19 protein-coding genes are annotated in these 22,269 nt (G+C 63.9%); 4 read left to right on the top strand and 15 right to left on the bottom strand.

What is annotated here, in order from left to right; genetic code table 11:
* The first annotated feature begins 26 nt into the window (after positions 1 to 26).
* Both obgE and proB read left to right on the top strand, forming a co-directional pair.
* Complete coding sequence (gene obgE / locus L6Q67_RS12115; protein ID WP_296569619.1) at positions 27 to 1,187, top strand: GTPase ObgE; 1,161 nt, start codon at positions 27 to 29, stop codon at positions 1,185 to 1,187.
* Positions 1,168 to 2,286 (top strand): glutamate 5-kinase, encoded by a 1,119-nt coding sequence (gene proB / locus L6Q67_RS12110; RefSeq protein ID WP_296569618.1) that lies wholly within the window; start codon positions 1,168 to 1,170, stop codon positions 2,284 to 2,286. Before obgE ends, proB begins: the two co-directional genes overlap by 20 nt.
* Positions 2,287 to 2,459: 173 nt before the next feature.
* Here the strand turns inward: proB and L6Q67_RS12105 are convergent, their stop codons facing one another.
* The 5 genes from L6Q67_RS12105 to L6Q67_RS12085 form a co-directional block, all read right to left on the bottom strand.
* The gene (locus L6Q67_RS12105; protein WP_296569616.1) at positions 2,460 to 3,623 is read right to left on the bottom strand and encodes a porin; all 1,164 of its coding nucleotides are present in this window, start codon (positions 3,621 to 3,623) and stop codon (positions 2,460 to 2,462) included.
* Positions 3,624 to 3,884: 261 nt separating this feature from the next.
* Entirely contained in the window at positions 3,885 to 4,199 is a 315-nt protein-coding gene (locus tag L6Q67_RS12100; protein WP_296569614.1) for a c-type cytochrome, read from the bottom strand.
* Between the two features lie 180 nt (positions 4,200 to 4,379).
* Positions 4,380 to 6,038: an autotransporter assembly complex family protein gene (locus L6Q67_RS12095; protein WP_296569612.1), complete on the bottom strand. Its 1,659-nt coding sequence runs from the start codon at positions 6,036 to 6,038 to the stop codon at positions 4,380 to 4,382.
* Positions 6,039 to 6,156: 118 nt separating this feature from the next.
* Positions 6,157 to 9,804 (bottom strand): bifunctional proline dehydrogenase/L-glutamate gamma-semialdehyde dehydrogenase PutA, encoded by a 3,648-nt coding sequence (gene putA, locus L6Q67_RS12090; RefSeq protein WP_296569610.1) that lies wholly within the window; start codon positions 9,802 to 9,804, stop codon positions 6,157 to 6,159.
* A 111-nt stretch (positions 9,805 to 9,915) separates the two neighbouring features.
* Positions 9,916 to 10,917 carry a class 1 fructose-bisphosphatase gene (locus tag L6Q67_RS12085; protein WP_296569608.1) on the bottom strand — a complete coding sequence of 334 codons (1,002 nt, stop codon included), beginning with the start codon at positions 10,915 to 10,917 and terminating at the stop codon, positions 9,916 to 9,918.
* A 135-nt stretch (positions 10,918 to 11,052) separates the two neighbouring features.
* Between L6Q67_RS12085 and L6Q67_RS12080 the strand changes: the two genes are divergently transcribed.
* Positions 11,053 to 12,306, top strand: a complete 1,254-nt coding sequence (locus L6Q67_RS12080) for a D-amino acid dehydrogenase (protein ID WP_296569606.1) — start codon at positions 11,053 to 11,055, stop codon at positions 12,304 to 12,306.
* A gap of 17 nt (positions 12,307 to 12,323) precedes the next feature.
* On the opposite strand, the gene L6Q67_RS12075 is transcribed toward L6Q67_RS12080, so the two are convergent.
* From L6Q67_RS12075 to petA, 7 genes are all read right to left on the bottom strand, one after another.
* On the bottom strand, positions 12,324 to 13,202 hold the full coding sequence (locus L6Q67_RS12075; protein ID WP_296569604.1) for a flagellar brake protein: 879 nt from the start codon (positions 13,200 to 13,202) through the stop codon (positions 12,324 to 12,326).
* A gap of 233 nt (positions 13,203 to 13,435) precedes the next feature.
* Entirely contained in the window at positions 13,436 to 13,915 is a 480-nt protein-coding gene (locus L6Q67_RS12070) for a hemerythrin domain-containing protein (protein WP_296569601.1), read from the bottom strand.
* Positions 13,916 to 14,025: 110 nt separating this feature from the next.
* The gene (locus L6Q67_RS12065; RefSeq protein WP_296569599.1) at positions 14,026 to 14,481 is read right to left on the bottom strand and encodes a ClpXP protease specificity-enhancing factor; all 456 of its coding nucleotides are present in this window, start codon (positions 14,479 to 14,481) and stop codon (positions 14,026 to 14,028) included.
* A gap of 97 nt (positions 14,482 to 14,578) precedes the next feature.
* On the bottom strand, positions 14,579 to 15,175 hold the full coding sequence (locus tag L6Q67_RS12060) for a glutathione S-transferase N-terminal domain-containing protein (RefSeq protein WP_296569802.1): 597 nt from the start codon (positions 15,173 to 15,175) through the stop codon (positions 14,579 to 14,581).
* Positions 15,176 to 15,281: 106 nt separating this feature from the next.
* A complete protein-coding gene (locus tag L6Q67_RS12055) occupies positions 15,282 to 16,040 on the bottom strand; it encodes a cytochrome c1 (protein WP_296569597.1) in 759 nt (252 codons plus the stop codon).
* Positions 16,040 to 17,305 carry a cytochrome bc complex cytochrome b subunit gene (locus L6Q67_RS12050; protein ID WP_296569596.1) on the bottom strand — a complete coding sequence of 422 codons (1,266 nt, stop codon included), beginning with the start codon at positions 17,303 to 17,305 and terminating at the stop codon, positions 16,040 to 16,042. The genes L6Q67_RS12055 and L6Q67_RS12050 overlap by 1 nt, the downstream gene beginning before the upstream one ends.
* A 3-nt stretch (positions 17,306 to 17,308) precedes the next feature.
* A complete protein-coding gene (gene petA, locus L6Q67_RS12045) occupies positions 17,309 to 17,902 on the bottom strand; it encodes a ubiquinol-cytochrome c reductase iron-sulfur subunit (RefSeq protein ID WP_296569594.1) in 594 nt (197 codons plus the stop codon).
* Between the two features lie 264 nt (positions 17,903 to 18,166).
* Between petA and dacB the strand changes: the two genes are divergently transcribed.
* Positions 18,167 to 19,588 carry a D-alanyl-D-alanine carboxypeptidase/D-alanyl-D-alanine-endopeptidase gene (gene dacB / locus L6Q67_RS12040; protein WP_296569592.1) on the top strand — a complete coding sequence of 474 codons (1,422 nt, stop codon included), beginning with the start codon at positions 18,167 to 18,169 and terminating at the stop codon, positions 19,586 to 19,588.
* Positions 19,589 to 19,594: 6 nt separating this feature from the next.
* Here the strand turns inward: dacB and L6Q67_RS12035 are convergent, their stop codons facing one another.
* From L6Q67_RS12035 to L6Q67_RS12025, 3 genes are all read right to left on the bottom strand, one after another.
* A complete protein-coding gene (locus L6Q67_RS12035; RefSeq protein WP_296569590.1) occupies positions 19,595 to 19,984 on the bottom strand; it encodes a DUF2237 domain-containing protein in 390 nt (129 codons plus the stop codon).
* A complete protein-coding gene (gene galE, locus L6Q67_RS12030; protein WP_296569588.1) occupies positions 19,981 to 21,000 on the bottom strand; it encodes a UDP-glucose 4-epimerase GalE in 1,020 nt (339 codons plus the stop codon). The genes L6Q67_RS12035 and galE overlap by 4 nt, the downstream gene beginning before the upstream one ends.
* An 81-nt stretch (positions 21,001 to 21,081) precedes the next feature.
* The gene (locus tag L6Q67_RS12025; protein WP_296569586.1) at positions 21,082 to 22,269 is read right to left on the bottom strand and encodes a CaiB/BaiF CoA-transferase family protein; all 1,188 of its coding nucleotides are present in this window, start codon (positions 22,267 to 22,269) and stop codon (positions 21,082 to 21,084) included.

Below are 22,269 nucleotides of genomic sequence, written 5' to 3'. Positions count from 1 at the left end.
AATCAACACCCCAACCGGAAACACCCATGAAATTTTTCGACGAAGCCCGTATTGAAGTCATCGCTGGCGACGGCGGTAACGGCGCCGCCACCTTCCGCCGCGAAAAATACATCCCCATGGGTGGTCCGGACGGCGGTGACGGCGGCAAGGGCGGCGATGTCTATGCCGTTGGCGACCGCAACCTCAACACCCTGATCGATTTCCGCTTCAAGCGTACCTTCCTCGCCGAACGCGGCGAAAACGGTCGCGGTGCGGACTGCTACGGCAAGGGCGGTGACGATATCGAGCTGCGCATGCCGGTAGGCACCGTCATCACCCTGCAGGACACCGGCGAACTCGTCGCCGACCTGGACGCCGACGGCAAACGCGTGATGATTGCACGAGGCGGCCGTGGCGGCCTGGGCAACCTGCACTTCAAGACCAGCACCAACCGCGCACCCCGCAAGAAGACCATGGGTCAGGAGGGCGAACGCAAGGCCCTCAACCTGGAACTCAAGGTCCTGGCTGACGTAGGCCTGCTGGGCATGCCCAACGCCGGCAAATCCACCTTCATCCGCGCCGTCTCATCGGCAAAGCCCAAGGTTGCCGACTACCCCTTCACCACTCTCGCCCCCAACCTGGGCGTGGTCCGCACCTCGGAAAACCGCAGCTTCGTGATCGCCGACATTCCCGGCCTCATCGAAGGCGCCGCCGATGGTGCCGGCCTGGGCCACCAGTTCCTGCGCCACCTGCAACGTACCCACATCCTGCTGCACATCGTCGACATCGCCCCCTTTGACCCCGAGGCCGACCCCGTCCGGGACGCCCACGCCATCGTCGAGGAGCTGCGCAAATACGATGAAGATCTCGTCAACAAGCGCCGATGGCTGGTCCTGAACAAACTCGACCTGATTCCCGACCCCGCCGAGCGCGAGGAACGCGTGGCCGCCTTTCTCAAAGCTTACGGCCCCACCGAGCGCCACTTCGAGGTTTCTGCCATCAGCCGTGACGGCTGCCAGGGCGTAGTCTTCGCCATCCAGGACATTCTCGACGAGGAAAAGGCGGCAGCCCAGGCCGCTGCCGACGCCGCTGCTGCTACAGCCCGGGAATCAGTCGCCAGCGCCGACATTGAAGAGCCCGAGGCCGATGACGAGTACGACGACGATTTCGAAGAAGACGACGAAGACGATGAGAACCTCAATCCGTAACGCCCGCCGCCTGGTCGTAAAGGTCGGCAGCGCCCTTGTCACCAACAACGGTGAAGGCCTCGCCGTCGAAGCCCTGGCCGACTGGGCACGCCAGATCGCCAGCCTGCGCGCCGAAGGCCGCGAGGTGGTGCTGGTCAGCTCGGGCGCCATTGCCGCCGGCATGCAGCGCCTCGGCTGGACCGAACGCCCCCAGGAGATGCATCAGCTGCAGGCCGCAGCCGCTGTCGGCCAGATGGGCCTGGCCCAGGCCTATGAAAGCGTCTTCGCCCAGAACAAGCTTCACACCGCCCAGATTCTGCTGACCCACGCCGATCTCGCCGACCGGACGCGCTACCTCAACGCCCGCTCGACCCTGGTGACCCTGCTGGAACTGGGTGTCGTCCCCATCATCAACGAGAACGACACCGTGGTCACCGACGAGATCAAATTCGGCGACAACGACACTCTCGGCGCCCTGGTGGCCAACCTGATCGATGCCGATGCGCTGATCATCCTCACCGACCAGCAAGGTCTGTACACCGCGGATCCGAGACGCGACCCGGACGCCAGTCTGATCGGCGAGGACCGTGCCGAGAACACTGCCCTGGAAGCCATGGCTGGCGGTGCCGGCAGCGGTATCAGCAAGGGCGGCATGATCACCAAGGTTCGCGCTGCCCAGCGTGCTGCACGCAGCGGCGCCCATACCTGTATCGCCAGCGGCCGCGAAGTGGATGCACTGCTACGGGTCGCTGCCGGCAACGACATCGGCACGCTGCTCTACGCCACCAGCACGCCACTCGCCGCGCGCAAGCAGTGGCTGGCCGACCATCTTCAACTGGCCGGCAGCGTCACGCTCGACCAGGGCGCCATCGAGGCCCTGCTGGCAGGGCGCAGCCTTCTGCCCATCGGAGTCACGACCGTTGATGGCGAGTTCGCCCGTGGCGCAGTCATCGCCTGCCGGGATGCACAGGGCCGTGAGATCGCCCGCGGCCTGGCCAACTACGCCAGCAACGATGCCAGACGCATCGCCCGCAAGCCCTCTACGGAAATCGAGAGCATTCTCGGCTTTGTTGAGGAACCTGAACTGATCCATCGGGACAATCTCGTCCGGATCGGCTGAGTCGCCCCCCTCCAAAGCAAAGTGGCCACCCTTGGGTGGCCACTTTGCTTTGGAGGGCTTGTTTGATAAACACAACACATTTTCCATCCCTTCACCTCCATCTCAGCAAACAGGTGAACGAAAAACGGGCACCCGAAGGTGCCCGTCAATTCCTGATTCAGACCAAGTCTGAATTAGAAGGTGTGACGCAGGCCCAGGGACAGACCCTGAACGGTGCCACCAATAGCGTTGGCACCACCGGGCAGAGCGCCGGTGTTGATGCCAGAAGCGTTGATGCCGAAGTCGTAAGCGGCCTTCTTGTCGTTGTTGATCATGGCGTAGGTAGCCTTGAGCATGGTGCGCTTGGACAGGCTGTGCTCGACGCCCACTTCGAACAGCTTGGCACCGGTGTCGTCAGCGCTGCTGCCGTTGACCTTCAGGTCACGAGCAACATACACCTGACCCAGCAGCTTGGAAGCCGGGGTCACGTTGAAGGTGGCGCCCAGACCGTAGACGGCTTGGGTAACCTTGTTGCCGCCGAAGTTATCAGCACGGGCCAGATCAAACACGGCGCGGACAGAAGCAGCACCGAAGGTCAGGCTACCACCAGCACGCAGGTCGCTAACCTTGAGGTCAGCAGCGTTGCCGACGGACACGGCGTTGTAGGTCACAGCAGCCATGGCCGGGCCATTGGCGTACTTCAGACCGACGTCGTAGCCGGTGGTGTTGGCAGCGGCCAGGCCGTGCAGGGACTTGTTCTCGTTGGCCACGTAGGCGACGGTGGCGTTCAGGCCAGCGAAGCTCGGGGACACGTAGGCAATCGCGTTCTTCCAGCGGGTGTCGAAGATCGAGGTGCAGGTGGTGGAACGGCCGCAGGTGGAGCCGCCGGCGTAGGAGCCGTTGGCATCGGTGGTGCCGATCAGGTTGTTACCCAGCTTACCCAGCAGGCCGGAGTTGGCACCGATACCGGTAGCACCGGCGTTGACATCAACAGCAGCACCCAGAGCACGGGTCGGGCCAGTCAGGTTACCCAGAACAACGGTACCGAAGCCGCCGGCCAGGCCGACGTAGCTGTCACGGTTGGCGCCCAGGGCACCGGCGTTGTCGAAACCAACAGCGCTTTCGAACTGGAACACGGCGGTCAGGCCGTTGCCCAGAGCTTCAGCACCCTTGAAACCGATCAGGGAAGAGTTGGTGGAAACACGGGTGGTGTTGCCGAGTTCGTTGTTCGCATCGCCAGAGATCTTGACGACGTCGAAGGAAGCGTCAGCCACGCCGTAAACGGTCACGTTGGCTTGAGCGAAGGCACCGGTGGAAGCCAGGCCGGCAACGGCCAGAGCGATCAGTTTCTTTTGCATATGTTTCTCCTCTTGATTGAAGACTGGCACGCACCACTTGCGCGGGGCCGACCAATTTCACCTCTCTAACGAGAAGTTGGCCTGCATTGTGGGTGCGAGGCAAAGGGTGAAGCAAGGACAGCGTTGTTTTTTGGATAAGACGCCCCGACGAAGTGTTGCAATTTCGCGACAAGAGCCAAAGCTTTTGCCATAGCACCTCGGAGCTGGAGGCCAAAAACAAAAAAGCCAGCCCGAAGGCTGGCCGGGACGAGGCTGCGTCGCTTACTTCTGGGCGAGAACCCAGGCCACGAGAGTCTTGGCTTCGGCCGGGCTAACCTGCGGGTTGGGGGGCATCGGGATCTGGCCCCAGGCGCCAACACCACCCTTGACGACCTTCTCGGCGAGCTTGGCTTCGGCGGTCTTGTCACCCTTGTACTTGGCAGCGACATCCTTGTAGGCCGGGCCGACGAGCTTCTTGTCGACGGCGTGGCAGGCCAGACAGTTCTTGGCCTTGGCCAAGTCGGCGCCCGCATCGGCGAATGCAGCGGTGGAGCCCATCAGGCCGGCGATGGCGGCGACAGCAACGAGTTTCTTCATGTGATCCTCTTGGGTTGTGTGGCGAAAAAATATCAGCGAAGTCTAAACTTCCCCTGCGGGTTTGCCAATTCTCATGCGCTGCGCCTGAGGTTCCGGCCACGTGGCAAAGGGTCGCAGAGCCTCAACGTCAGACCCCGGCCGGGCGTTGACGTCAGCACGGGGGCTTGAGGGCGCGAGCCCTCAGAAGGCGATGGCCACGGCAAACTGGAGACGAACCCGATGATCACTCTGGCCATAGGCCAGGTCCACGGCGATCGGCCCCGCCGGACTCCGCCATCGCGGCCCGAACCCGTAGCCGAGATTCATCTTGAACAGCTCCCGCTGGTCGTTGGCATTGCCGGCATCGACGAAGGCCGCCACGCCCCAGTTGCCCTCGTACCAATGGACATACTCGGCACTGGTGACGGCCAGGTAACGGCCGCCGACGGTTGCGCTGCCTTCAGTCACCCCCAGGCTCTGGTACGCGTAGCCCCGCACCGTCTGGGCGCCGCCAGTGCGGAACAGAAAATCCTGGGGAACACCGTCGCGGTTCGCTGCAATGGTCATGCCGCCCTCCGCCCTCAGAATCAGCACATCCCGTTCACCGATCGGAAAGAAGTGCTGGTAGCGTCCGTAAAGGCGCACAAAATTGCGATCCGACAGGAGGGCGCGGGACGCTCCCCCCAACTGGAAGTTGACCACCTGTCCATGCCGGGGATCAAGCATGTTATCGACGGCCCGATAGGTCCAGGACCAGTTGGCGGTGAGCGCCGAGCGACTGGATCGGAGGCTACCCTCCGGCGTCAGGATCTCGTGCTGGTAATTGAGGGCCAGGCGGTTCTCCATGTTGCCCCGGGGAATGGTACGAACCACGCCGATGGACTGACGCTGGGTCTGCAAACCCGCGATGTTGGTATGCTCGGCCAGGGCGCCGACGCTGTCCAGATAGCCGGAGAGGGACGGCGGCAGGAAGACGTCGGCGTATCCCAGCTGGCGCCGCTGTTCGAGACGGACTCCGCTGACCAGATTCCAGGGCTGGCCCATGAAGTGGGCATCCCGGTAACTGGTCTCGACCCGGTAGCCGGTGTTGCTGCTGGCGCCAGCCCCGAAGCCGATGCGCCGCGGCTTGGCCTCGGTGACGTCGACCCGCACCGGTACGGCATCCGGCGTGGCGCTGCTCCGATCGATATCGACGACCACCGACGCGAAGTAGCTGGTGTTCTGCAAGGCGGTCTGGAAGCGCAGCAACCGCTCCTGACTGTAGAGTTCGCCGACCTCCGGCGGACGGTAACGCGCGATGAGGCTGGCGTCGTAGTCCGACAGCCCATTGATCTGCACTGCCCCGAAACGGAATACCGGACCACTGTCCACCTCCACCTCCAGCCGGGCGCTGGCAGTCTCCGGGTCGATGAGGGCTCGACTGTCCGAGATGCGGGCGGCGGCATACTCGCGGCTGGACAGGGCATCGAGCAGACGCTGCTTGGCCGCATCCCAGTCGGCCTGCCGGAAAGGCTGGCCGACCGGCAAGCTCCACGCGGCCTGCAGGGCCACCAGGCGCTCCGGCCGATCCCCTCCGGAGCCACTGATATCGCCGACGAAACGCAGGTCCAGGGCCGAGATGCTCGTACGACGCCCGGGCGTGACCACGACGCGCAGGCGCTCGCCCTCCAGATCCTGCCTTTCGATGGCGGGAGAGAAATACCCCTCGGTGGCGAGGATCTCGCGGATTTCCTTGCGCGCCCGCCGCATCAGGGCAACCCGACCGGCGGCGTCCAGTACGTCCTCGGGGGGACGCTCGAGGAAATCGAGGTGTTTGACGAGCAAGGGGCGCAGTGAATCGGGTACCTGGAGTTCGACCAAGCTGTCCGCACCATGGGCAGGCGCGCCTCCGGCGAGGACGAGCAACACAAACAACAGGCGGAGAATATTGGATTGGCGCGGCACCCGCGGATTCTAGCAGCCCGAGCACCGCCCCCGTTCAGGCCTCTCCAAGCTGGAGCAGCCCTGGATTGCCCCCGGTCGCGGTGGCATTCATGCTGACGCAGCGTTCGACAATCAGGTGCTCGAGGGCGTAACAGGGATCCGGCACCAGGCAAGGCAGGATCGGCCCTTCCCGCCGGGCCAGCACGCTCCGCCATGACGCGGCCTCGGGCACATCCAGGAGGGCTGCAGCCCAGGGCTGGACCAGTGCGTCCGGATGCACATCGACTGCCCCCTGCACCGCTGGTGGCAATGCATCTCGCCAGGCTTCGGCAGCAGCGCCCGCGGCCAGCAAGAGGCGGTTGTCGGTGGCCAGCACGACAGCCAGCTGATGGAGCCAGGCGGTGGGCGTAACGGCCATGCCCAGAACCAAGCCCCGGGGATGGAAGCTGAGCGTGTTGCTTTCGCCCGTCGGACCCGGCAAGGACACCGCCAATCCAGCCAGGGACGCCCGCTGGTACATCTCGATTGCCCCAAGCAGAACACGCCCCTCCTCCTCCGTGCCCCCTGCCCCGCCGGCGTCGACCCATGCCGCCAGGCAGGCCAGCAGCGGACGCGGCGGGCGCAGCACATCGGCGAGCGGCACCGGGGCCCTCCGCACCAGTCGGCCGAGCAGCAGCGGCCCGCCGGCCTTCGGCCCCGTTCCCGACAGGCCCTCTCCACCAAAGGGCTGCACTCCCACCACCGCACCGATCATGCTGCGATTGACGTAGATGTTGCCCACCTTCATTCGCCCGATGATGCGCTGGGCGAATTCATCTATTCTCGACTGGATGCCCAGGGTCAGGCCATACCCCTGGGCCGAAAGGGCGTCCAGCAGCGCGTCCAGATCCCGGGCAGCGTAGCGGACGATATGCAGCACCGGGCCAAAGACTTCCTGACGCAATTCGGCCGGAGACGGAATCTCGATCAGGGTGGGTGCCACGAAATGACCTCCGGCACAGACGTCGGGAAGACTGCGGGTCAGCACACGGCAACGGTTGGCGCGCAGTGCATCCACGTAGGCATCGATGCGGAGACGGGCCGAGGCGTCGATCACCGGCCCCACATCGGTGGCAAAGCTGTCTGGCGAGCCGAGACGCAGCTCGGCCATGGCACCATCCAGCAATTCCAGGACCCGATCGGCAATATCCTCCTGCAGGCATAGCAGACGCAGCGCCGAACAGCGCTGACCCGCCGAGTCAAAAGCCGACGTGATGACATCGCCTACCACCTGCTCGGGCAAGGCGGTGGAGTCGACGATCATGGCGTTGATCCCACCCGTCTCGGCGACCAGTGGCACATCACCCCGGCTCGCCAGCTGACAATGGATGGCGGCAGCCACCTTCGTCGATCCGGTGAACAGCACGCCGCGAACACGCTCATCGGCCACCAGCGCCGCCCCGAGCGCCCCGCCTCCGGGCAGGCACTGCAGCACCGCACGCGGCACTCCGGCTTCGTGGAGCAGGGCAACGGCCCAATCGGCGATCAGCGGGGTTTGCTCCGCGGGCTTGGCAATCACCGGATTGCCGGCCGCCAGCGCGGCAGCGATCTGGCCGACGAAGATCGCCAGCGGAAAATTCCAGGGGCTGATGGCTGCAATACAGCCCAGGGGAAGGCAGCCCTCCATGTCACCAGCCTGCAGGTGGCTGGCGTAATAGCGGCAGTAATCCACCGCCTCACGGACCTCCCCCAGGGCCGCGGGAATGGTCTTGCCCGCCTCCCGAACCAGCAGCGCTACAAGAGCATGGGTGCGGGCCTCAAAGGCCTGGGCGGCCCGCTCGAGACACAGGGCGCGATACGCGGGCGCTGCACCGGCCCACTCGGGCGCCGCGCCTGCGGCGGCCTGAAGGGCTCCCTCCACCTCGATCTGCGTAGCGACACGTACAGCACCAACCCGCTCGGCAAGGCAAGCCGGGTTACGGACATCCACGGCACCGCTCATCCCGCCCGGCTCCACGCCACTCACCCGCGGCTGCACCTCCAGGATCGCCTCCCTGCTCCGCGCCAAGGCGGCCTGGAAGGCCCGCCGGACAGGCGCTGCCGCAAGGTCGACGCCCCGGCTGTTGCGACGCCCGGGGTACATGTTCTCGGGCAGGGGGATGCCCGGATGGGGATGCCCTGCCCCCGCCCGGACCTGCACCACGGGATGGGTGACGAGATCGGAGACAGGCACGCCATCATCGACGATGCGATTGACGAAACTGGTGTTGGCGCCATTTTCGAGCAGGCGACGCACCAGGTAGGCCAGCAGGGTGCGGTGACTGCCCACCGGGGCATAGACCCTCACCGGTCGCCGCAAGCGCGCATCCTCCGCCCCCACCAGTTGCCGGTAGAGACTGTCCCCCATGCCGTGCAGGCACTGGAACTCGTAATCCCCCGGCCGGAACGGCCCCCCTGCCTCGACAATGGCCGCGACCGTATGGGCGTTATGGGTGGCAAACAGGGGAAACACCGCGTCGGGCACTGCCAGCAGGCGTCGGGCACACACCAGGTAGGCGAGGTCGGTATGCGCCTTGCGGGTATAGACGGGATAGTCGATCAGACCATCCTGCTGGGCGCGTTTGATCTCGGTGTCCCAGTAGGCCCCCTTGACCAGACGCACCATCAGGCGCCGCCGATGGCGACGTGCCAGGGCAACCAGCCATTCGATGACGCCCGGCGCCCGCTTCTGATAGGCCTGCACGACAAAACCCAGGCCCGACCATTCGTCCAGCGCCGGGTCTGCAGCAAGTGCGGCGAGCACATCAAGCGACAGGTCCAGCCGCTCGGACTCCTCCGCGTCTATGGTCAGACCGATGTCATGACGCTTGGCCAGCAGACACAAATGACGCACCCGGGGCACAAGCTCGTGCATCACCCTGGCATGCTGGGACCAGTGATAGCGTGGATGCAGCGCCGACAGCTTGATGGAGATGCCGTTGCCCTTGTGAACGCCCCGCCACCGGTCCTGACGACCGATGGCATGAATGGCGTGGGCGTATGCGGTAGCGTAGCGCGCGGCCTCGTCGGCCGTAACAGCCGCCTCCCCGAGCATGTCGAAGGAATAGCGATAATCCGCCGCCGGCCCCGTCGCCGCGCACTCCAGCGCGGCTTCGATAGTCTCGCCAAGCACGAACTGCTGCCCGACAAGACGCATCGCGTAATCCATGGCCTCCCGCAGCAGCGCCTCCCCGCCCCGCGCGGCCATGCGCTGAAGGGCGTTGGGAACCCCAGCCGCCTCGTCCGGTGCCAGCAGGCGCCCGGTGAGCGCCAGGCTCCAGGCCGCCGCATTGACGAACATCGACGGGCTGTGGCCCACATGAGCCGACCAGTCACGGGCACGCAGCTTGTCCCGGATCAGGCGCAGGCGGGCATCATCATCGGGCACCCGCAGCAGGGCCTCGGCCAGACACATCAGTGCCACGCCTTCGCTGCTGTCGAGGGAAAACTCGTTCATCAGCGCATCGACGCCCCCGGAACGGCGGCGGCGCTGACGGACGCCGGTGGCAAGCCGCTCCGCCAGCAAGGCAATGCGCGCGGTCTGATCCACGGAGGGCTGGGCTGCACCAGTCAGCGCCTGTACGGCCTCGACCTCGGGCCGCCGCGCCGCCGCCTCAATGGCCTGGCGCAAGGCCACCAGCTCCGCCTCCGGGGACACGTCATCGGGATCAGGGGCAACAGTCATGACATCACCTGACAAGAATCGGCACACGCCGATGTCAGGTTCGACCAGCCCAAGGACAAACGATTCAACCGGCGCAACAAACGGGCCGGATGAATCGTCAAAACAGCAGGATCAAGCCTCGAGGTGGTAGGAGACGACCCGCTCGACCTCGTTGCGGGAACCGAGGATGACCGGCACGCGCTGATGCAGCTTGCTCGGCTGGATGTCGAGAATGCGCTCCCGGCCGGTGGATGCAGCGCCGCCGGCCGCCTCGACGATCATCGCCATCGGATTGGCCTCGTACATCAGGCGCAGCTTGCCGCCCTTGTCCTTCATCTTGCTGTCCATGGGGTACATGAAAATGCCGCCACGGGTCAGGATGCGGTGCACGTCGGCAACCATGGAGGCCACCCAGCGGGTGTTGAAGTCACGCCCCCGCGGGCCTTCCGCACCGGCCTTCAGTTCACTCACATAGCGCTGGACAGGCGCCTCCCAGAAACGCTCGTTCGACGCGTTGATGGCGTATTCCTTGGTGTCCTCGGGAACCTTCATGTCCGGGTGGGTGTAGATGAAACTGCCCATCTCCCGATCCAGCGTGAAACCATGGACACCATCACCCACCGTCAGCACCAGCTGGGTGGACGGGCCATACACCGAGTAACCCGCCGCCACCTGGGCGCTGCCCGGCTGCATGAAATCGGCCTCGGTGGCGGCATTGACGCCTTCGGGGCAGCGCAGCACCGAAAAGATCGTGCCGACAGAAATGTTCACATCGATGTTGGACGAACCATCCAGCGGATCAAACAGCAGCAGATAGGCCCCCTTCGGGTACTCCCCCGGAATCGGCCGGATCTCCTCGACCTCTTCGGAGGCCATGGCCGCCAGATGGCCGCCCCACTCGTTGGCCTGGATCAGGATGTCGTTGGCGATCACGTCAAGCTTCTTCTGGGCCTCACCCTGTACGTTGTCGCTGCCGGCTTCGCCCAGCACACCCGCGAGGGCGCCTTTGGAGACATTGACGGCAATCGCCTTGACCGCCCGGGCAACGACCTCCATCAGCAGACGCAGATCGGCACTCATCAGCCCCTTGCGCTGCTGCTCGATCAGAAATTGGGTAAGCGTGACACGACGCATGACTCGACTCTCCGGAATAACCTGTGAAAGTATGGATTATCGCCCGGATCGAGGCCTTTCGTCGTTTATGATTGCGGGCCGGATTCCGTCACCGTGGATATCCACCGATCTTCGAAACACTCATCACAAGGCATCATGGAAGTTCTGGTCATCGGCGCCGGCCTGGCAGGCGTCACGAGTGCCTGGTATCTGGCGCAGGCAGGTTGCAGTGTCACCGTCGTGGAGCGGCAGCCCGGCCCCGGGCTGGAAACAAGTTTTGCCAACGGCGGCCAGATCTCCATCAGTCACCCGGAACCCTGGGCCAACCCGTCTGCGCCCGCGACCATCCTGCGCTGGCTCGGCCGCAAGGACGCTCCGCTGCTGTTCCGCCTCCGCGCCGATTACAAGCAGTGGCGATGGGGCGCGGCCTTCCTGCGTGAATGCCTGCCCGGACGGAGCGTGCGCAACACGGCCGCCATCGCCAACCTCGCCATCTACAGCCGCCAGGAGTTGCAGGCGCTGCGAGCTGCCACCGGCATCCAGTACGAATCCAGTGATGCCGGCATCCTTCATCTTTTCCAGAGCCAGCGGGAATTCGAAACCGTTCCTGCACGCCAGAAGGAGCTCGAAGCGCTGGGCATCCGTGCCCGCACCCTCACACCCGACGAGGCCATAGCCCTGGAACCGGCATTGACCCCCTTGCGATCGCGCCTGGCAGGTGTCATGCATGGCCTGGATGACGAGAGCGGCAATGCCCACCTGTTCTGTCGTGAGTTGGCCGCCAAAGCCAGTGCAGCCGGGGTACGTTTCATGTTCGATGCGCGCATCTACGACTTCGACATGATCCGCGGCCGTATTCGCGGCATCCGCGTACTCGACGCCGACCAGAAGGCCGGCGTCCTGCAGGCCGATGCCGTCGTCGTGGCAGCGGGCAGTTACAGCCCCGCACTGGTCGCCCATTTCGGCGTAAGGCTACCGGTCTATCCGGTCAAGGGGTACTCGATCACCGCCCCCATCGTGAATCCCGAGCGGGCGCCCAGACACAGCCTCACGGACGAATCCCGCCGCATCGTGTGCTCGCGGCTTGGTGATCGATTGAGAGTGGCCGGCACCGCCGAGCTGAACGGCTTCGACCTCAGCCCCAACCCGGGGCGTAGTGCCAGCATCGTGAAGTGGCTGGAAGAGCATCTGCCGGGGGCCGCCGACCTGGATCAGGCCGAGCACTGGTGCGGCCTGCGGCCAGCCACCCCCAGCAACGTGCCCCTGATCGGGCGCACGCATATCGACAATCTGTATCTGAACACCGGCCACGGCACCCTGGGCTGGACGCTGGCCTGCGGCTCAGGCCGTGCGCTGGCCGACATCATGACCGGCAGAACCCCCGAACCAGCCTTCCCCTTCCGGACCTGAACGGGCGGGCCCGAAGCTCAACCCTCGGCGGACTCCTCAAACAGGATTCGATAGACAAAGGCAGACAGCACAACCTGTTCGGCATGGGGTAGATCCTCGAACTGGACCCCGTGCTGGACCTGGGGCGTGACGCCCTCCGGCGTCGCCGTGGCGTGAACGGAGCGCAGCACCGCCGGGATGGTCAGGAACTGCTCCACATCACTCACTACCACGCGAAACTTGATGGCCAGCCTGTCATCCTTGACCCCCATGGGTGACTTGCCGATCAGCATTGCGCCACCGGTGCTGAGGTCCAGGATGGTCGCCGCATGGGAACGCCCCTCCACGCCATTGACCGCAGCGATGAGATTGACCCGCGCCCGCGCCCCTCGACGGATCACCAAGCCCCGGACATTGTTCGGATAGGTCAGATGCAAATGCGGAAACGGTACGTTGGCCACTTTGAAGACGGTCGCACCGAAAGCGAAAACGCTCTTTCCCGAAAACATGCGTACCACAAAGCTCTGCCCCTCCCGCATCAGCAGAACCTTGCCGTCCTGGGTCGGGGTGGTGACGATGACACTCTTGCCCTTGAGATAGCCGATCAGCTTGACGTAATAGCGCGACTGACCGTTGTCGCTCTGCGTTTGTAGCTGCAGGGTATCGCCGATATCCAGCTTGATCTCGTCAAAGCTGCACATGTCATCCGCCGGACGATCACCCGACTCCTGGTTCGGACGGGTTTCGCTCACCTGCAGCTTGCGGAAAAGCCCGCGCTCCATGAGCGCCTTCTTCTGGGATTCCGTCTCGACGACAACGCCACGAGCCAGCAGCAGCTGACGGCGATCATCATAAAGGGGCCAGGGTACCGGGCGGCCGACCTCAACCTCACCGCTATTGACTCGAACAAAGGACATCGCACACCCACCCGCGGGATTCAAGTGCAAGTCATATCGTCACCCAAAGCGGGGACTTTAGCCCCTGATCCGACTACTTTTCGGCCCCGCAGGACACAACGGGGCAAACACGGTACAGGGAGTGATGCGGGGAAAAACGGGGAGAGAAAGCTCGAAGCGAATTCCTGGCGCAAGCAGGAAGACCCCACCCGACCCCGAGGGGCCGGGAAACACGGAAACGCCTGGCAGCCCTGTCAGGCCGGCTGGCTGTCAGCCTTCTGGGTGGGAGGTGTGCAACAGGCGGAAGATCCGTCCTCACACCCTTCCTGGGGCGGCTTGCGAATCTCGCCCGTCTGGGTGTCGAAACCAATCGATTCGATGTAAGCAGCCAGAGCGGAATCCATGGTGGCGACGTGATTGTCGAACCAGATCGGCAGCTCCTGCAGCAACTGGCGCCCAAGGGCCGCGTCGCCCCGCTCCATGCGCTTGCGCACGTCGCGACAAACCGCCAGGACGCGATCATGCTCGGCCTTGTGGCAGCCCGGAAAACCGATCAGCTCCATCCAGCGGTTCTCCTGATCGAAATGGTCGACGGTGTGCGCGATGAAGGCATCCATCTCGATCAACTGGGCTTCACCGGACGCCGCAACGAGACGGTTGTAGGCATCGACGAACTCCACGTGCGTGTCGTCCATCGGCCCCAGACCCAGGGCCAGTTTGTCAGTCCATTCCATGGCAGCCATGTGCTGAAACCTCGAGAATTGAATAATTTGGCGCCACTCTATACCCCGGAAAAGGCGGCCTCCCTGAGCCAGATCAAGGGCAGAGGGCGTCCTTCAGACGCCTATTTGACCAATTTCAGATGGCTACGCAGCCCTGCCTTGGCAGGCTCGGCGGACGAGGCCGGGACCCACGAAGCATCCGCACCATCGTCAGCCGCGTCGGCAGCAAACTCTGCAGCCTCCTCCCCGGCCTCATGCTCGGAACCGGAAGCCAGCTCGAACGCCATGCCATGGCCGTTCTCCCGGGCATAAATGGCCGACACGTTGTCGACAGGGACGGAGATATTCTGCGCGACGCCACCAAAGCGGGCCTGGAAGGCGATCAACTCGTTGCCCATCACCAGGCTCTGGGTGGCATCCGGCCCGATGTTCAGAACGATCTGACCATCCTGGACAAAGCTGCGCGGCACCATGGTGCGGCCATCGACCGCCACGGCGAGATAGGGCGTCAGCCCCTGATCGACACACCATTCATGAATGGCACGAATCAGATAAGGCTTGGTGGAAACTTCGCTCATGACCGGGACCTTGAAGACAAACGAGGCCGAGAGAGGGGCCACAGGAAAGACAAGGGAAGAGCAGGACCGCGACAGCGCGCGGCCCTGAATGCGAAGCTCAGCGACGCATGACCTTTTCGGACGGCGTCATGGCATCGATGAAGCCCTGGCGACTGAAGATACGCTCGGCGTACTTCATCAAGGGCGCGGCAGAACGGGGCAGCTCGATGCCGTAGTGGTCGAGGCGCCACAGCAAGGGAGCAATCGCCACATCCAGCATGGAGAACTCTTCGCCGAGCAGGAACTTCTGCTTGGTAAAGATCGGTGCCAGCTGGGTCAATTGATCGCGAACATGGGCACGCTCCTTGTCGGCGCCCTTAGGATTCTTTTCCAGGGCTTCGATATGGGAGAAGAGCTCAAGCTCGAAGGTGTGCAGCAGCTGACGGGCCCGGGCGCGCATGATGGGGTCGGGCGGCATCAGCTGGGGATGCGGGAAACGCTCGTCGATGTACTCGTTGATGATATTGGACTCGTAAAGCACGAGGTCGCGATCAACCAGCACCGGAACCCGGTTGTACGGGTTGATGACGGCGATGTCTTCCGGCTTGTTGAAGAGATCGACATCAATCACCTGGAAATCCATGCCCTTTTCAAAGAGCACGATACGGCACCGGTGACTGAAAGGATCTGTCGTTCCGGAATACAAATTCATCATCGTTGTGTTACCCCACGAATACTCGGTATCACGCACCACGCGACGGGCGCGTGGTGCGTCTTGCTCAGTGACAGCAAGTGACTGCATCGGCGAAACCTTCTGCCGATTAGTGGATGTCTTTCCAGTAATTCTTCTTCAGAAGATAGGAAAGAACGAAGAGCAGACCCAAAAAGGCAATCACGGCGGTACCGATGTTCTTGCGCTTCTCGGCCATCGGCTCACCCATCCACACCAGGTAGGAGACGAGGTCGGCGCTGGCCTTGTCGTACTCTTCCTTGGACATCTTGCCTGGCTTGGCCAGCTCAAGGGAGATCTCCTTGATCTTGCCACCATGGCCGTCGTCCTTCTCGCTGACCTTGGCGACCTGCTCGCCCTGCAGTTCATAAAGGACATGGGGCATGCCCACGTTCTCGAAAACCACGTTGTTCCAGCCAGTGGGTCGCTCGCTGTCGCGATAGAAGCTGCGCAGGTAGGTGTACAGCCAGTCGGCGCCACTACCGAACTCGGACGCACGGGAGCGCGAGATCACGGTGAGATCCGGAGGTGCAGCACCGAACCAGGCCTTGGCTTCATCACGCTGCATGGCGATGCGCATCGGCTCGCCAACCTTGTCCGCGGTGAACATCAGGTTGTCCTTGATGGCTTGTTCGGACAGACCCAGTTCCTGGAGCCGGTTGTAGCGCATGTAGCTCGCGCCGTGACAGTTCAGGCAGTAATTGACGAAGAGCTTTGCACCGTTCTGCAGTGCGGCCGGGTCGGTGGACACCGGGGCCTTGTCCAGGTGCAGTTCGGCACCGCTTGCAAAGGCAAGCAGCGGTGCGAACAGGAGAGACGTCAAAAGTTTTTTCATGGCTTTCATTCTCATTAACCGGTCACCCGATCAGGCTCGGGCTTGCACTTGTCCATCTTGGAGTACCACGGCATCAGCAGGAAGAAGCCGAAGTAGATCACCGAGCAGATCTGGGACACCAGGGTGCGACCCGGGGTCGGAGGCAGAACGCCAAGGTAGCCGAGGATGAAGAAGGAGACGATGAAGACAGCCAGGATGGCCTTGAACAGACCGCCCTTGTAGCGGATCGACTTCACCGGGCTGCGGTCCAGCCACGGCAGGAAAGCGATGATCACCACCGCAGCGCCCATGGCCACGACGCCCCAGAACTTCGCATCGATGCCGAACAGCGGATAGGTCACCGCACGCAGGATCGAGTAGAACGGGGTGAAATACCACACCGGCGCGATGTGCGGCGGGGTCTTCAGCGGATCGGCGGGGATGAAGTTGTTGAACTCCAGGAAGTAGCCACCACCTTCAGGTGCGAAGAACACGATGAAGGAGAAGCAGATCAGGAAGCCGACCACACCCACGATGTCCTTGACCGTGTAGTAGGGATGGAACGGAATGCCATCCAGCGGGTGACCGTCCGGGCCCTTCTTCTTCTTGATTTCAACGCCATCCGGGTTGTTGGAGCCGACTTCGTGCAGGGCGACAATGTGGGCAGCCACCAGACCGATGAGAATCAGCGGCACGGCGATGACGTGGAAGGAGAAGAAGCGGTTCAGGGTCGCATCGGACACCACGAAGTCACCACGGATGACCACGGAGAGATCCGGGCCGATCACGGGAATCGCGGAGAACAGGTTCACGATCACCTGGGCGCCCCAGAAGGACATCTGACCCCAGGGAAGCAGGTAGCCCATGAAGGCTTCGGCCATCAGCGCCAGGAAGATCAGGGTACCGAAGATCCAGATCAGTTCGCGGGGCTTGCGGTAGGAACCGTAGAGCAGGCCGCGGAACATGTGCAGATACACCACGATGAAGAACGCCGAGGCGCCGGTGGAGTGCATGTAACGGATCAGCCAGCCGCCCGGCACGTCGCGCATGATGTACTCGACGGAGGCGAAGGCCACCGGCACACCGGATGCGTTGAGGGACGCATCAGGCTTGTAGTGCATGACCAGGAAGATACCGGTAACGATCTGGATCACCAGGACCAGCAAGGCCAGGGAGCCGAAGAAGTACCAGAAGTTGAAGTTCTTGGGGGCGTAATACTCGGTGAGGTGCCCCTTGATGGAGGACGTCAGCGGAAAACGCTCGTCAACCCAGTCGATTACCGCTTGAGCTTTGGTGGTCATCGTTTATGCCTTTCCGTCTTCGCCGATCAGGATCTTGGTATCGGCCAGATACTTGTGCGGCGGAATCTCGAGGTTGTCCGGCGCAGGCTTGCTCTTGTAAACACGGCCGGCCATGTCGAAGGTGGAACCGTGACAGGGGCACAGGAAACCACCAGCCCAGTCAGGGGCAACACCACTCTCGGCACCCGTCTTGAACTTGTCGGACGGCGAACAGCCAAGGTGGGTACAGATACCGACCGCCACCAGGATTTCCGGCTTGATGGAGCGGGTTTCGTTCTTGGCATACGCCGGCTGCATCGGCTTGTCGGAAGCCGGATCGCTGACTTCACCCTCGGTCTTCTTCAGGGAGTCCAACATTTCCTTGGTGCGGTTGATGATCCACACCGGCTTGCCGCGCCACTCGACGGTCATCATCTGACCCGGGCCCAGCTTGCTGATATCCACTTCAACCGGCGCACCGGCTGCCTTTGCACGCTCCGACGGCGTCAGGCTCGCGACGAACGGCACGGCCGCGGCGACTGCGCCCACGCCCCCTGCCGCCGACGTCACCAGCAACAGCTGGCGCCGACCCGCATCTACTTTCTGATCCACGCTCATGGCCCACTAACCTCAATAAAAGAGACTTCGAAGATCGCAATACGGAAAACCTGCGGAGTATAGCGAAAACCCTTACCCAAAAAAAGGGCTAGTGGCCTAAACCCGCGCCAGCATTGGGAATTATGGCGTTTTCGCACTTGCCGAAAAGGAAGAAAAGCGGCGCAAAGGCATTGAGGATCCCGACGGATGCTGCATCGCAGCAAGAATATCAGCAGGCCACAAAGGCATAATCGGGAGCAGAAACCACCCGTCACCTCCACATCCATGCCCGCACTCCGCACAGCCCTGCTCGTCCTCGCCCTGAGCTCCACCGCCGCCCGCGCAAACGGCATTGAGAGCTGGCCCGCCCCCCTCGACGCAAGCCTCGCCCGGAACGGGATTCCCCGGAGCGCCGCCAGCGTGCTGATCCAGGATGTGGAGGGGGCGCCGGCGTTGCTGAACCACCGCATCACCACCCCGATGAACCCGGCCTCGGTCATGAAACTGGTGACGACGTTTGCCGCCCTCGACCAGCTCGGCCCGACCTTCATGTGGAAGACCCGCTTCATGGCCACCGCCCCGATCCGGGACGGCACACTGAAGGGGGATCTGTCGATAATCGGTGGTGGAGACCCGCGCCTGTCCAGGGAGCGCCTGTGGCTGATGCTCCGCGAGCTCCGCGCACGCGGCGTCCGGCGCATCGAAGGCGACGTCCTGACCGACCGCAGCTTCTTCAGCCTGCCAGCCCACGACCCCGGGGCCTTCGATCAGCGCCCCCTGCGGCCTTACAACGCAGGTGCCAACGCCCTGAACGTGGACTTCGGATCGGTCCAGCTACGCCTGCAGCCCACCCCAGCGGGTGCCGACGCAACACTGGACCCACAACCCGTCGGGCTGCTCGTCGACAACCGGATCCGCCGGATTGCCGGCAACAATTGCGGCGATCCCGTAACCCATCTGACAGCAAGCCCGCGCGAAGGCGGCGGCAACACCCTCCTGAGCCTGGAGGGCAACCTGCCCCTTGGCTGCACGGCAAGTTTTGACTGGAATCTCGCCCCCCTCCCCCCCGAGCGGCTGTTCGAGGGGCTGTTCCGGACCCTGTGGAGCGAACTGGGTGGGGAGATCTCCGGACGCTTCCGCGACGCACCAAGCCCCCCGGGCAGTCAGGTGCTGGTCGAATCCAGTTCGCCCGCCCTGCCGGAAGTCCTGCGCGACATGAACAAGTGGTCGAACAACGTGATCGCCCGCCATGTGCTGGCCACCCTCGGCGCGCTGTCCGAGCCGGGCCGGGACTCCGCCGCCGCCGGGGCGCGGGTGGTCGAACGCAGCCTGAAGGCCTCGGGCATTTCCACGGAAGGGCTGGTGATCGAGAACGGCGCCGGCCTGTCGCGAAACGAGCGCGTGACCGCACTCAGCCTCGGCGACCTGCTGCGGGCCGCCTGGCGTAGCAGAACGATGCCCGAACTCGTGTCGTCACTGCCCATCGCCGGACGCGACGGCACTGCGCGACGGCGCGTCGCCAACAGCCCGGCGGCGGGTGCCGCCCACATCAAGACCGGCACCCTGGACGGGGTACGCAGCATGGCGGGTTACGTTCTGGGCGCAAGCGGCCGGCGCTACGCCGTGGTGCTCATGATCAACCACCCCAATGCCGGCGCGGCCCGTGAAGTCCAGGACGCGCTGCTGGAGTGGACCGCCGGACAGTAGGTCGGCTCAGCCCTCGTGGGCGTGACGCCTGAGGGCATCGAGGGGGATCACCTCGAGTGCCGCCATATGGGTCGCGGCGAGCACCACGGGAGGTGCCACACCGGCTTCCCAGGCCTCCCGCCAGCGCAGGGCACACAGGCACCAGCGGTCACCGGGCTTGAGGCCGGCAAAGCGATACTCGGGGCGCGGCGTGGCGAGATCGTTGCCGCGCAGTGCGCTGAACTTCAGAAACTCGGCGCTCACCTTGACGCACACATGGTGGCGACCGAGATCGTCGGGATCGGACTCGCAGCAACCCGTCCTCATCCAGCCCGTCAAGGGGTCATAGCTGCAGGCCAGCAAAGGGCCTCCCAACACATTGAGGGCGTCACTTACAGGCAGGTCTTCGGTGCTCAATCGGGATACCCCTGGGGATTGGTGCTTTGCCAGCGCCATGAGTCAGCGCACATTTCGTCGATCCCTCGCGTCGCGCGCCAGCCCAGTTCCTGTTCAGCCAGAGTTGGCTCGGCATAACATTGGGCGACATCGCCGGGGCGGCGGGCCACGATCTCGTAGGGCACCGGACGACCACTGGCCTCCTCGAAGGCCTTGACCACCTCGATGACGCTGTAGCCACGCCCCGTACCCAGATTGACCGTCAGGACACCGGGACGTTCAGCCAGCCGACGCACCGCCGCCACGTGCCCCACCGCCAGATCCACCACGTGAATATAGTCGCGGACACCGGTGCCGTCCGGCGTGGCGTAATCGCCGCCAAAGACACGCAGCCTGGGCAGACGCCCCACCGCCACCTGGCTCACGAAGGGCATCAGGTTGTTGGGCAGCCCGTTGGGATCTTCGCCGATGCGCCCACTGGCGTGGGCACCTACCGGGTTGAAGTAACGCAGGAGAGCTACCCGCCACTCCGGATCAGCCGCAGCCAGGTCGGACAGCACGAACTCCATCATCCACTTGGTACGCCCATAGGGGTTGGTCGGACCGGTGGGGAAATCCTCGCGGATCGGCACGCTGGCCGGATCGCCATACACGGTGGCCGATGAGCTGAACACCAGGGACTTGACCCCCGCCTCGCCCATGACCTCGGTCAGCGCCACCGTGCCGGCGATGTTGTTGTCGTAATACATCAAGGGCTTGGCAACGGATTCACCCACCGCCTTGAGCGCCGCGAAATGGATCACCGCATCGATGGCATGGGCCTTGAACAACTCCCGCAGGGCGCCTTTGTCGCGCACGTCTGCGTTATAGAAGGCCAGCAGCTTGCGGCCGGCAATGGCCTCGACCCGCCGAAGGGCCTCCGGCTTGCTGTTGCAGAAATTGTCGATGACGACCACGTCATAGCCGGCACCGAGGAGCTCGACGCAGGTATGGGAGCCGATGTAGCCGGCACCGCCGGTCACGAGAATGGTAGGCATGCACAGTTCCGGTGAAGGGTTGATGCCCCGATGATAACGCGGCTCGCAGGGTGCAGGCCCGCGCGAGCCGCCGCTGACATGTCAAATTGCCCCGGCCGCCCGCAGCGCGACGATGCGTTCCGGATCGAAACCCAGGCCGCGGAGGAGCTCATCCGTGTGCTCACCCAGCCCGGGCCCCAGCCACTCGGTTGAACCCGGGGTTTCAGTGAGTTTGGGCACCACACCGGGGATCCGCATCGGCGTACCGTCGGGCAGGGTCGCCTGCTCCAGCATGCCCCGCGCAGCAAACTGGGCATCGCGGAACATGTCGGCCACGGAATACACGGAACTGGCCGGAACCTCGGCCGCCTCCAGGGTGGCCAGTACGCTCTCCCCGTCCCGCGCCGCCACCCAGGCGTCGATCACCCCGTATAGCTCGATGGCCCGCAGGTCGCGCCCCGCATTGCTGGCGAGCCCCGGATCATCAGCCAGATCAGGACGACCGACCGCCAGCATCAGGCGCTTGAAGATCGCGTCGCCGTTGCCCCCGATGATGATGTGGCGACCGTCGCGGGTGGTATGGGTGTTCGATGGCGTGATGCCGGGCATGATGTTGCCGGTCCGCTCACGCACGAAACTGGCCACATCGAACTCGGGCACCATGCTCTCCATCATCGCGAACACCGCCTCATAGAGGGCCACGTCCACCACCTGGCCCACGCCGCCATTCACCTCCCGGTGACGCAGCGCCATCAAGCCGCCAATCGCGGCCCACAAGGCCGCAATCGAATCACCGATCGAGATACCGGTGCGCACCGGGGGCCGGTCCGGGAAGCCCGTCACGTAGCGCAGCCCGCCCATGGACTCACCGATCGCACCAAAACCCGGCCTGTCCCTGTAAGGGCCAGTCTGGCCAAAGCCCGACAGGCGCACCATCACCAGCCCGGGATTCGCCGCCGACAGCACATCCCAGCCGAGCCCGAGCTTCTCGAGTACGCCGGGCCGGAAGTTCTCCACCACGATGTCGGCCTCGGCCGCCAGCTGGCGAACGATGGCCAGACCCTCCGGATGCTTCAGGTTGACCGTCAGGGACTTCTTGTTACGGGCCTGCACCGACCACCACAGGGAAGTCCCCTGATGCAGCTTGCGCCACTGGCGCAGAGGGTCACCGCCGTCCGGGGACTCCACCTTGATGACATCCGCACCAAACTCGCCAAGAATGCGCGTACAGAAAGGCCCTGCAATCAAAGTGCCCAGCTCCAGTACTTTCACGCCCTGCATGGGTTTCAT

Origin of the sequence: Zoogloea sp., from assembly GCF_023150065.1 — a bacterium.
Classification (GTDB): domain Bacteria; phylum Pseudomonadota; class Gammaproteobacteria; order Burkholderiales; family Rhodocyclaceae; genus Zoogloea.
This window is presented reverse-complemented; position numbering and strand designations above follow the sequence as displayed.